This is a genomic window from Streptomyces sp. SID5785, assembly GCF_009870065.1.
Classification (GTDB): domain Bacteria; phylum Actinomycetota; class Actinomycetes; order Streptomycetales; family Streptomycetaceae; genus Streptomyces.
Genome location: NZ_WWIA01000367.1, coordinates 1 through 10,769, shown reverse-complemented (window position 1 = coordinate 10,769; position 10,769 = coordinate 1). Strand labels below are relative to the sequence as shown.

Here is a 10,769-nt window from a genome sequence, read left to right as displayed (position 1 = left end):
TCCGCGGTGTCGACGACCTCGCCGGTCTCCGGGTCGAGTATGCCGAGCGCGGTCGATCCCACACCGTGCACGACGGCGACGAGACCGCCGGGCAGCGGCGCGAACCAGGTCAGGCCGACCTTCCACAGCGGTCCGCCGAACTCCTCGTCGCGCGGGCACAACGGCCGGGCCGCGCCGGGCGCCCCGCCCGCGACCGGCACGTCGAGCCGGTACAGGTTCCACCAGCCGCTCGCGTCGCCGGAGTACAGGAGCGCCCCGTCGGTGGCCCAGTCGGCCTGGCAGACGGACTCCGCGGGACCGCCCGCGACGGTCCTGGCAGGGCCGAGCGTGCCGTCGTCGGCGACCTCGGACAGCAGCAGCTCGGTGCCGTCCCAGGGCATGCGCGGGTGGTCCCAGCCGAGCCACGCGGCGTGCCGGCCGTCCGGGGAGAGACGGGCGCCGGTGACGAACCGGTGGGCGCCGTCCGACAGTTCGCGGACGGCGGTCCGGTCCTCGGCCGCCGATCCGTCGAGCGGGACGGCGGCGAGCACGCGGCGCACGTCGCCGGGCCCCTCCCCGGTGAACTCCTCCAGGACGCACCAGACCTCTCCGTGTGCGGGGCGGAGCACCGGGTCGGCCCAGCGCAGCCCGCCGCCGAGGGCGGACACCGGGGTGAGCGGGCGCGGGGCGGCGTCCGGCGCGTCCGGCGCGTAGGCGTAGAGCCGCTGGTCGGCGAAGTTCACGAAGACGACGAGCGGGCCCTCGGGGCGGTCGGTGCCGGCCCAGGGGCGGCCGCCGTACTCGATGACGCGGCTGCGCACGTTCCACGGGGCCGGCAGCACCACGTGCTCGGAGCCGTCGGGGCGGCGCCGGACGAGGGCGCGGCGGCCGGCCTCGGCCGGGCGCGGCTCGGTCCACCACGCCTCGTCGCCGACGAAGCCCGGGTACTCGGGCCGGCCGTCGTGCGCGGCGGCGAGCGCCGCGTCGATCGGCGACGGCCACGACCCGTACGCCTTGATGTCCACCATCTGGTCCCCGTCCCCCATGTGGCCCGGTTCCTCCGTGTCCTTCGCGTCCGCCATCTTCGCCCAGTCCGTTCGCTTCTGTCTGCGTGCGTGTTCAGGCCGTGCGCAGGAACCGGTCGAGCACGCGCACCCCGAAGTGCAGCGCCTCCACCGGGACCCGCTCGTCCACTCCGTGGAAGAGGGCCTGGTAGTCGAATCCCTCGGGGAGCTTGAGCGGCGCGAAGCCGTAGCCCGTGATGCCGAGGCGGGAGAACTGCTTGGCGTCGGTGCCGCCCGACATGCAGTACGGCACGACGTGTCCCTCGGGGGCGAACTCCTCGACCGCGGCCCGCATCCGGGCGAAGGCCGGAGCGTCGACCGGAGCCTGGAGCGCGACCTCCCGGTGGTGGTAGTCCCAGTCGACGTCGGGTCCGGTCAGTGCGTCCAGCGTGGCGCGGAACTCGTCCTCGGTGCCCGGCAGGTACCGCCCGTCGACCAGGGCGGTGGCCTCGCCCGGGATCACGTTGACCTTGTAGCCGGCGGACAGCATCGTCGGGTTGCTGCTGTTGCGCACGGTCGGGGCGACGAGGGCGGCGGCCGGGCCGAGCCGCTCCAGGAGCGCGTCGACGTCGAAGTCCGGCGCGTCGACGTCGGTCTCGATGCCGTAGACGGCGGCCATCTCCCGGAGGGCGGCGCGGACCGTCGGGGTGAGGCGGACCGGCCAGCGGTGCTCGCCGATCCGGGACACGGCGGCGGCGAGCCTGCTCACCGCGTTGGCCGGGTTGACCTTCGAGCCGTGGCCCGCCTTGCCCCGTGCGGTGAGCTTGAGCCAGCCGGTGCCGCGCTCGCCCGCGGCGATCGGGTAGAACTGCCGGCCCGAGCCGTCGTGGAAGGTGAAGGCGCCGGACTCGCTGATGCCCTCCGTGCAGCCCTCGAACAGGGCGGCGTGCCGGTCGGCGAGGAAGCCCGAACCGTCCTCGGCGCTGGCCTCCTCGTCCGCGGTGAAAGCGAGGACGATGTCGCGGCGGGGCCGGAACCCGGTCCGTGCCCAGTTCCGCACGGTCGCGAGGATCATCGCGTCCATGTTCTTCATGTCGACGGCGCCGCGCCCCCACACGACGCCGTCGCGCACCTCGCCGGAGAACGGGTGCACGCTCCAGTCGGCGGCCTCGGCCGGGACGACGTCGAGGTGCCCGTGGACGAGCAGGGCGTCCGCCGACGGGTCGGTGCCCTCGATGCGGGCCACCACGTTCCCCCGCCCCGGGGTGCGCTCGAGGATCGTGGGCTCGAGGCCCGCCTCGGCGAGCAGCGCTGCGGCGTACTCGGCGGCGGGGCGCTCCTTGCAGTCGCCGCCGCCGTGGTTCGTGGTGTCGATGCGGATGAGGTCCGAGGTGAACGTGACGACCTCGTCCAGGGCCTGCCCGTCGACGGTGCCGGGCCCGGGGTGCTGCTCAGCCATACTGCTCCTCCACCGCGGCCGAGGCGATCGTGGTCACGGCCTTGAACGTGCGGATGCCTTCGTACATGGTCGCGTGGGTGTAGGCGATGCGCCGCTCGCCGGTGCGCTCGACCCCGGGGACGACGGTCGAGGCCATGGCGAGGTGCTCGGCGTCGAACTCGACCTCGACGGTGAAGGGGCCGGCCTGCACGGGTGCGTGCCGCACGGCGAGCGACGCGGCGTCGGCGGCCGCGGCCCGGATGTCGGCGGCGGTGCGCGCGGGGGTGCGGCACACGGCCGCGTACCGGGAGACGTGGTCCTTGACGGCGACCTTGCGGGCCTCGGGCGCGTACCCGAGGGCGTCGTCGCAGGCGTGGTCGTCGCCCGTGACGAGGACGACGGGGACGCCGTACTCGGCGACCACGTGCGCGTTGAGCAGGCCCTCGCTCGCCCGGACGTCGTTGACCCAGACGCCCGTGATCTGGTTGGCCAGGTAGGTGTGCGCGAGGACGCCCTCCATGCCGGCGCCCGCGTGGTACCCGATGAAAGCGATGCCGTCGATGTCGCCGTGCTGGACGCCCTCGACCATGGAGAGCGACTTGTGGCGGCCGGTGAGCATCTCGACGCGGTCGTCGAGCTGCTCGAGCAGCAGGTTGCGCATCGTCCAGTGCGCCTCGTTGACGAGCACCTCGTCGGCGCCGCCGTCGAGGAAGCCGAGCGCCGCCGCGTTCACGTCCGACGTGAACATCGAGCGGCAGCGCTCCCATTGAGGGGTGCCGGGGAGCACGTCGGCGGGCCAGGTCACACCCGTGGCGCCCTCCATGTCGGCGCTGATGAGGATCTTCATGGCCAGCACCGTACGCGGATCGGGCCGCCGCTCACCAGGCCTGTGGATAACTCTCAGTGGTATAGACCGATGTCACACCCGGAAGGCGCAGTTTCCGCTCGTCAGAGCCCTGTGCACGGTACGGCGCGGACAGGGCGTGCCGCGTCCGGTGCACGGCGACCGGACGCCCCGTCAGTCCTCGTGCCCCAGCTGGAGATCCCGCTCGGTGCGGCCGCCGCCGGCCACCTGGAGCACGGTCGCGACCGGCGGGTACCCCGCCGCGATCACCGTGTACTCGCCGGACGACAGGTCGACGAAGCGGAAGGTCCCGTCCGCGCCCGTCGTCAGCGTGTCCACCACGTTGCCCGCGGCGTCGAGCAGGGTGACGCGGGCGTCCTCGACGGGGCGTCCGCCGAGCGCCCGTACGGTGCCCCGCAGGACGGCGCCTCCGGCGAGCTCGACGTCCTGGCGGGTCTCGCGCGCCGCCATCACGGTCACCGGCAGCGCGGCCGGCCGGAACGCGGGCGCGCTGGCGGCCAGGGTGTACTCCCCGGCGACGAGCTCGGTGATGACGTAACTGCCCTCGCGGGCGCTGCGGGTGGTCGCGACGACCTCGCCGTGCACGTTCGTCAGGGTGACCGTCGCGTCCCGCACCGGGGAGCCGTCCGCGGTGACGACACAGCCGGTCAGGCGCCCCGCGCCGCCGAGCACGACGTCGAGCTCGACGGGCCGCTCCCCCACCGTGACGGTGACGGCCTGCGGCTGGTGGCCGCCCGCCGCGGCGATCAGCACGTACGAGCCGGTACCGGGTGTGGAGAGCGCGTAGCGTCCGTCGTCCCCGCTCGCGCCGCGCCCGATCTGGGTCCCGCCGACGTCGATCAGGGTGAGGGCGGCCCGGGGCACCACGGTGCCGTCGGGGTGCTGGACGGTGCCGCAGACCGGGACGCCCGCGGGGTGCGGGGACCGCTCCTGGGCGGGGATCACCGGGTGTTCGGTGGCGGGGGTGGGGGCGGCGCTGGACAACAGGGGTGTCTCCTTGAGGAAGAAGGCGAGGAGCAGGCCCAGGACGAGGACCGGCACCAAGTAGAGGAAGATCCGCGGCATCGCGTCGGCGTACGCCTCGATGTACGGGGTGCGCAGCGCGGCGGGCATGGCGTGGACGAGCTGCGGGGTGATCGATTCGCCGTCGGGGCCGCCGCTGCCGCCGGCGGGCAGCCGGTCGCGCAGGGCGTCGGCGAGGCGGTTCGCGAAGAGGGTGCCGAAGATGGCGGCGCCGACGCTGCCGCCGATCTGCCGGAAGTAGTTGTTGGCGCTCGTGGCGGTGCCGAGGTCGGAGGGGCGCACCGAGTTCTGCACGGCCAGCACGAGCACCGGCATGATCAGGCCGATGCCGGCGCCGAGCACGGCCATGTAGACGCTGTACTCCAGGCGCGGGGTGTCGACCTCCAGGCGGGACAGGAGGTACATGCCGACCGTGGACAGGGCGCTGCCGAGGATGGGGTAGATGCGGTAGCGGCCGGTGTGGCTGATGAGCTGGCCCGAGATGATGGACGCGCCGACGACGCCGCCCATCATCGGGAGCATGAGGAGCCCGGACTCGGTGGCGCTGGCGCCGTCGACCATCTGCAGGAAGGTCGGCAGATAGCTGGCCGCGCCGAAGAGGGCGACGCCGACGACCATGCCGACGAGCCCGCTCAGGTTGAACACGGAGTCGCGGAACAGTCGCAGCGGGATGAGGGGTTCGGCCGCGTACTTCTCGGCGACGACGAAGAGCACCGTGGAGACGAGGGCGCCCGCGCCGAGTCCGAGGATGACCCGGTCGCCCCACGCGTACTCGGTGCCGCCCCAACTGGTCAGCAGGACCAGGCAGGTGGAGGCGGCGGCCAGCAGCAGAGCGCCCAGGACGTCCAGCCGCGCCTTCGCGGTGGGCCTGGGCAGCTTGAGGACCACCGCGGTGACGGCGAGGGTGACCAGGCCGAACGGCACGTTGATGTAGAAGCACCAGCGCCAGGAGAGGTGGTCGGTGAAGTAGCCGCCGAGCAGCGGTCCGGCGACGGAGGCGAGGCCGAACGCGGCGCCGATCAGGCCCATGTAGCGCCCGCGTTCGCGCGGCGGCACGATGTCGCCCATGATCGCCTGCACGCCGATCATGAGGCCGCCGGCGCCGATGCCCTGGACGGCGCGGTACGCGATGAGCTGGTCCATGCTCCCGGCGCGCCCGCAGAGCGCGGAGCCGATCACGAACACGCCGATGGCGAAGAGGAAGACGCCCTTGCGGCCGAAGAGGTCACCGAGCTTGCCGTAGATCGGCAGGCCGATCGTGGAGGTCAGCAGGTAGGAGGTGATCGCCCAGGACATCTTGTCGAGGCCGTGCAGCTCGCCCACGATCTTCGGGAGCGCGGTGGCGACGATCATCTGGTCGAGCGCGGCGAGCAGCAGGGCGAGCATGAGGCCGAGGAAGACCATGCGCACCCGGCGCGGGGTGAGCCCGTGCGCGGGCAACTGCCCCTCGAGGGCGGTCTGCCGGTGCGCCGTGGCGTCCCGGGCCGGTCCCGCCACGGCGACCGGGTCCGGTGCGGGGGCCGTCACCGGGCCCCCGACCGCCTCGGTCTCCAGCGTCGTCGTGCCCACCTGCAGCTCCCCTCGTCGCCCTTGCGCCGCCCATTTCTCGCATTACGCGACAACGAGGGGCAAGTGAGACGAGGGCCTGCTCACGGGGGCGTGATCGACGAATGCGCCGGTCGGAGCCCTACGGCGTACAACCGGCGCGAAACGAAAACCACTCGAAACGGTGAGCGGTGAATCAGTGCGCGAGCGTCACTTCTCGACCTCGGCGGCGAGCTTGGCGAGGACCGCGTCGTAGATGCGGCCGAGCCCCTTGGGCGCGAAGGTCTTCTCGAAGAAGCCGCCGATGCCGCCCGCCCCGTTCCAGACGCTCGTCACGGTGACCCGGGAGCTGCCCTCGCCGGCCGGGGTGACGCGCCAGGTGGTGACCATCGAGGAGTTGCGGTCCTTCTCGACGAGCTCGCCCTCGGTGGGCTCGCCGACGTCCAGCAGGCAGTCGCGGACGCGCTTGCTGGTGGCCTGGAGCTTCCAGTGCACGAGGGTGCCCTCGCCGTCGCCGCCCTCGCGCACCTCGTACTCGCTGAAGTGCTCGGGCAGCAGCTTCGCGCGGGTGCCGCTGTAGTCGGCGAGGGCGTCGAACACGTCGTCCGGCTTCGCGGCGACGACACGCTCCGTGGTGGCCTCGACCTGCGCCATGACTGTTCCTCCAGCACTTGGTTCCTCAGGGGTTCGCCCCAGCCAACCACCCGCCGTACCCGCCACCAAATCCGGGTCGTGGCGAGGCTCGCACGATCAAGGGAACATGTGTTCTATTCTGGGGCCGATGCTAGCGAGGAGGCGTCATGCGCTGGGACAACCTCACCGACCCGACCGGCTCCACCGACCCCGGTGACGGCCGCGGCGAGCACGGCCGCACCCCCGACGCCGCGCTGTTCGGCGCGGACGCGGTGACGAGCCGCACGATCGACACCCCCGAGTTCGCCGGGGTGACCTTCCACGAGATCCGGGCCCGCTCGATCGTGAACCGGGTGCCGGGAGCCTCCCGGATGCCGTTCGAGTGGACGGTCAATCCGTACCGGGGCTGCACCCACGCGTGCGTGTACTGCTTCGCGCGGAACACCCACCGCTATCTCGACCTGGACACCGGGCTCGGCTTCGACAGCCAGATCGTGGTGAAGGTCAACGCGCCGGCCCTGCTGCGCCACCAGCTCGGCTCCCGCCGCTGGCACGGCGACCACATCGCGATGGGCACCAATGTCGACTGCTACCAGCGCGCGGAGGGCCGCTACCGCCTGATGCCGGGCATCCTGGAGGCGCTGCGCGACTACGCGAACCCGTTCAGCATCCTGACGAAGGGGACACTGATCCTGCGCGACCTGCCGCTGCTGCGGCAGGCGGCCGAGGTCACCGACGTCGGCGTCTCGGTCTCGGTCGGCTTCGTCGACCAGGAGCTGTGGCGCACGGTCGAGCCGGGCACGCCCGCGCCCGAGCGCCGGCTTGACGTGGTCCGGGCGCTCACCGACGCGGGGGTCGGGTGCGGGGTGCTGATGGCACCCGTGATCCCCTTCCTCGGCGACCGTCCCGAACAGCTGCGCGCCACCGTGCGGGCCGTCGCCCGGGCCGGCGCCACGTCCGTCACCCCGCTCGTGCTGCATCTGCGACCGGGGGCGCGCGAGTGGTTCATGTCCTGGCTGGCCGCGCACCACCCGTATCTGGTGCGCCGGTACGAGCGGCTGTACGCGGAGGGCGCGTACGCGCCGAAGTGGTACCAGCGGCGGGTGACCCGTCAGGTGCACGAGCTGGCCGAGGAGTTCGGGATCGGACCCTCGCGCGCGCAGCAGCGGCGCCGGGTGCCCGAGCCGGCTCCCGCGCCCCTCGACGGTCCCCCGACACCCACTCAGCTGACATTCATGTGACCGCAATCGGGTCAAATCCGGGGCGAACAGGTTCCGCCGGGCCTCCACACCGGGACGATGCCGCTGGGCCGTGGACTCGCGGTCCTCCCCTCCGCCCTGGGAGGCACCATGAAGAAGCGCGCAGTCGCGCTGTGCGGCGCGGCCGCTCTGGCCGCGGGTGCGGTCACCCCGGTCACCGCCGCCGCGGGCACCCCCGGCTCCGGCCCCGCCGGGTCCGCCCCGCAGACCTCCGTCACCTGGAAGAAGTGCGCCACCGACGCGTACCCGACGCTGCAGTGCGCCTCCCTGAAGGTGCCGCTCGACCACGACGACCCCGGCGGCCGCCGGATCACGCTCGCCCTGTCACGCGTGCCGCACACGGCGAAGAAGTCCCAGGGCCCGCTCCTGGTGAACCCGGGCGGGCCGGGCGGCAGCGGGCTGACGCTGGCCGGGTTCGTCGCGTCGAGCCTGCCGAAGAAGGTGGCCGCGCAGTACGACGTCATCGGCTTCGACCCGCGCGGCGTCGGCAAGAGCACGCCGGCGCTCGACTGCGTGCCGGGCCACTTCGACCCGGTGCGCCCGCCCAGCGTCCCCACCACGCAGGCGATCGAGAAGGCGAACCTGGACCGGGCCGCCTCCTTCGCGCGCGCGTGCGGCGAGAAGTACGCGGACGTGCTGCCGTACATGGACACGGTCTCCAGCGTCCGCGACATGGACGCGATCCGCGCCGCGCTCGGCGCCTCGAAGATCAACTACTTCGGCTACTCGTACGGCACCTACCTGGGCGCCGTCTACGCCAAGTACTTCCCGCAGCGGGTCCGCCGCTTCGTGCTCGACTCGATCGTGGACCCGACCGGCGTCTGGTACCGGGACAACATGACCCAGGACGTCGCCTTCAACGCGCGCCACCAGGCCTTCCTCGCCTGGGTGGCCAAGCACGACGCCACCTACGGGCTCGGCAAGGACCCGGCGCGGGTCGAGGCCGCGTGGTACGCGATGCGGGACGCCCTGACCAAGAAGCCCGCCCAGGGCAAGGTCGGCGCCGGCGAGCTGGAGGACACGTTCCTGCCGGGCGGCTACTTCGACGGCTACTGGCCCTTCCTCGCCGAGGCGTTCGCCGCGTACACCAACAAGAAGGACAGCGACCCGCTCGTCGAGGCCTACGAGAACTTCGGCGCGGTCGACGCGGCGGGCGACAACGGCTACAGCGTCTACACGGCGGTGCAGTGCCGGGACGCACGATGGCCGCGGAACTGGAACCACTGGCGCGCGGACAACCGCCGCGTGCACGAGAAGGCCCCGTTCTCGACGTGGAACAACGCCTGGTACAACGCGCCGTGCGCGTCCTGGCCGACCCGGCCGAAGTACCCGACGAACGTGGTGAACCACTCGGTGCCGCCCGTGCTGCTGTTCCAGGCGACGGACGACGCGGCGACCCCGTACGAGGGCGGCGTCGAGATGCACCGGCTGCTGCGCGGTTCGAGCCTGGTCGTCGAGCAGGGCGGCGGCAACCACGGCATCACCCTCAGCGGCAACGACTGCCTCGACGACCACCTGTCCGCCTACCTCGCCACCGGGAAGGTGCCGCGGGGCAGCGGCGAGGCGGACGCCGTCTGCAAGCGGCTGCCCGAGCCGAAGCCGCGCACGACGAAGGCGCTGCCGCAGTCCTCGGGCGGGGCCGGACTGCACGGACTGCTCGGCTTCCGGGGCTGACCCGCCGCACGCGGCCCGGCTCCCGCCCGCCGTCAGACGGCCGGGAGCCGGGCCAGCGCCGCCGCGGCGGCCATCGCGAGGCGCGGGTGCGCCGCCGCCTCGGTGAGCACCTCGCGGGCCCGCGGGTCGGCGAGGCTGCCGAGGCCCTCGACGCAGGCGAGCGCCACCTTGCGGTACGGGTCGTGCGGGACCAGGCGCCGGCGCAGCGTGGCGATCAGCGCGGGCACCGACTCGGGGGCCCGCAGCCGGGTCAGGAGACGGACCGGGTGCAGGGCGTACGCGACCCGCAGCTCGTTCGTGGCGAGAGCCGCGGCGGCGCGGGCCGTGCGCGGGTCGCCGAGGGCGGCGAGCGCGTGGGCGGCCGCCGCGCAGCGGTCGGGGTCCCGGTGGTTCAGGAGCAGGACGAGGGACTCGAACGCGCGGCTGTCCCCGGCGAGCCCCAGCCGGTAGGCGGCCAGCTCCCGGGCCCACAGGGGCTGTTCGGCCGCGGTGAGCACCCTGGCCAGGGCGTCGCGGTCGTCCGCGGCGACGAGCCGATCGAAGGCGGGGGTGCCGCCCGCTTCCCTCCGGATGCGTTCCGTCACCGTGCGCGACTGTTCGTCCATGGCGGCCAGGGTAGACGCGCCCGGCCTGCGGCGACACAGATCACAGCGAATGACCAACCCCGAGGACTGGCGCGCTCGTTACTCGTTGGTTAAGCTCAGGTGAGCGGGACACACTCTCCCGCGGCACGACTCGAGGCGGCCTGGTGACGCAGCCGCCGAGTGCCAGTCGGTTCGGTACCGCATCGCGCAGTACCAGCAGTTCGCTCTCAGTACGGCACGGCTCCGGGACAGAGCCGTCCGCTTTCACCCCGCGACCCGCCTGTGCGGCCGGCCGCGTGGTGCGACTCCCGTACGCCGTCGGCCCCTTCGGCGCCCGCGTACGCCCCTCAGCCGTCACCCTCACTCCTGGAGTTCCCGGATGGACGCTCCCCTGTCCCCTCTCGCGCCCCCGACGTCGCTCTCGACGATCGCCGTCGTCGGCCTCGGCACCATGGGCACCGGCATCGCCGAGGTGCTGGCCCGCGCCGGACGCGAGGTCATCGGCATCGACATCGACGAGGCCGCCACCGGTCAGGCCGTCGCCGCCCTCGAGGCCTCCACGGCGCGTGCGGTGCGCCGTGCACACCTCACCGAGCAGGAGCGGGCCGATCTGCTCGCCCGCTTCCGCACCTTCACCGACCTCCAGGCCGCCGCCGAGGCGGATCTGGTCATCGAGGTCGTGCCGGAGTCGTACGAGATCAAGCAGCAGGTCTTCCGGGAGCTCGACGCGGTCGTGCGCCCCGGGACGATCATCGCGACGGGCAC

The 10,769-nt window shown here is 73.1% G+C and carries 8 protein-coding genes and 1 pseudogene; 3 read left to right on the top strand and 6 right to left on the bottom strand.

The window, feature by feature from the left end; translation table 11 throughout:
* The 5 genes and pseudogenes from GTW43_RS12005 to GTW43_RS11985 all read right to left on the bottom strand — a co-directional run.
* Nucleotides 1-1,007, bottom strand: a pseudogene (locus GTW43_RS12005) (S9 family peptidase); the annotation flags it as partial.
* 91 nt (nucleotides 1,008-1,098) lie between these two features.
* Nucleotides 1,099-2,442, bottom strand: a complete 1,344-nt coding sequence (locus tag GTW43_RS12000) for a M20/M25/M40 family metallo-hydrolase (protein ID WP_161301641.1) — start codon at nucleotides 2,440-2,442, stop codon at nucleotides 1,099-1,101.
* Nucleotides 2,435-3,268 (bottom strand): M55 family metallopeptidase, encoded by an 834-nt coding sequence (locus tag GTW43_RS11995; RefSeq protein WP_161301640.1) that lies wholly within the window; start codon nucleotides 3,266-3,268, stop codon nucleotides 2,435-2,437. The genes GTW43_RS12000 and GTW43_RS11995 overlap by 8 nt, the downstream gene beginning before the upstream one ends.
* 171 nt (nucleotides 3,269-3,439) lie before the next feature.
* The gene (locus GTW43_RS11990) at nucleotides 3,440-5,878 is read right to left on the bottom strand and encodes an MFS transporter (protein WP_161301639.1); all 2,439 of its coding nucleotides are present in this window, start codon (nucleotides 5,876-5,878) and stop codon (nucleotides 3,440-3,442) included.
* Between the two features lie 186 nt (nucleotides 5,879-6,064).
* Nucleotides 6,065-6,508 (bottom strand): SRPBCC family protein, encoded by a 444-nt coding sequence (locus tag GTW43_RS11985; RefSeq protein WP_161301638.1) that lies wholly within the window; start codon nucleotides 6,506-6,508, stop codon nucleotides 6,065-6,067.
* Between the two features lie 146 nt (nucleotides 6,509-6,654).
* On the opposite strand from GTW43_RS11985, the gene GTW43_RS11980 reads away from it, so the two are divergent.
* Nucleotides 6,655-7,728 carry an Rv2578c family radical SAM protein gene (locus GTW43_RS11980; protein WP_161301637.1) on the top strand — a complete coding sequence of 358 codons (1,074 nt, stop codon included), beginning with the start codon at nucleotides 6,655-6,657 and terminating at the stop codon, nucleotides 7,726-7,728.
* A gap of 108 nt (nucleotides 7,729-7,836) precedes the next feature.
* Nucleotides 7,837-9,420, top strand: a complete 1,584-nt coding sequence (locus tag GTW43_RS11975; RefSeq protein WP_161301636.1) for an alpha/beta hydrolase — start codon at nucleotides 7,837-7,839, stop codon at nucleotides 9,418-9,420.
* A 32-nt stretch (nucleotides 9,421-9,452) separates the two neighbouring features.
* On the opposite strand, the gene GTW43_RS11970 is transcribed toward GTW43_RS11975, so the two are convergent.
* Nucleotides 9,453-10,025 (bottom strand): adenylosuccinate lyase, encoded by a 573-nt coding sequence (locus GTW43_RS11970; RefSeq protein WP_161301635.1) that lies wholly within the window; start codon nucleotides 10,023-10,025, stop codon nucleotides 9,453-9,455.
* A gap of 358 nt (nucleotides 10,026-10,383) precedes the next feature.
* Here GTW43_RS11970 and GTW43_RS11965 point away from each other — a divergent pair.
* The coding region (locus GTW43_RS11965; RefSeq protein ID WP_202501352.1) for a 3-hydroxyacyl-CoA dehydrogenase NAD-binding domain-containing protein at nucleotides 10,384-10,769 on the top strand (386 nt) is incomplete at its 3' end.

Coding starts and splice junctions, on each gene's coding strand:
- GTW43_RS11995 (WP_161301640.1), bottom strand. CDS start 3,268: ATGAAGATCCTCATCAGCGCCGACATGGAGGGCGCCACGGGTGTGACC.
- GTW43_RS11985 (WP_161301638.1), bottom strand. CDS start 6,508: ATGGCGCAGGTCGAGGCCACCACGGAGCGTGTCGTCGCCGCGAAGCCG.
- GTW43_RS11980 (WP_161301637.1), top strand. CDS start 6,655: ATGCGCTGGGACAACCTCACCGACCCGACCGGCTCCACCGACCCCGGT.
- GTW43_RS12000 (WP_161301641.1), bottom strand. CDS start 2,442: ATGGCTGAGCAGCACCCCGGGCCCGGCACCGTCGACGGGCAGGCCCTG.
- GTW43_RS11970 (WP_161301635.1), bottom strand. CDS start 10,025: ATGGACGAACAGTCGCGCACGGTGACGGAACGCATCCGGAGGGAAGCG.
- GTW43_RS11975 (WP_161301636.1), top strand. CDS start 7,837: ATGAAGAAGCGCGCAGTCGCGCTGTGCGGCGCGGCCGCTCTGGCCGCG.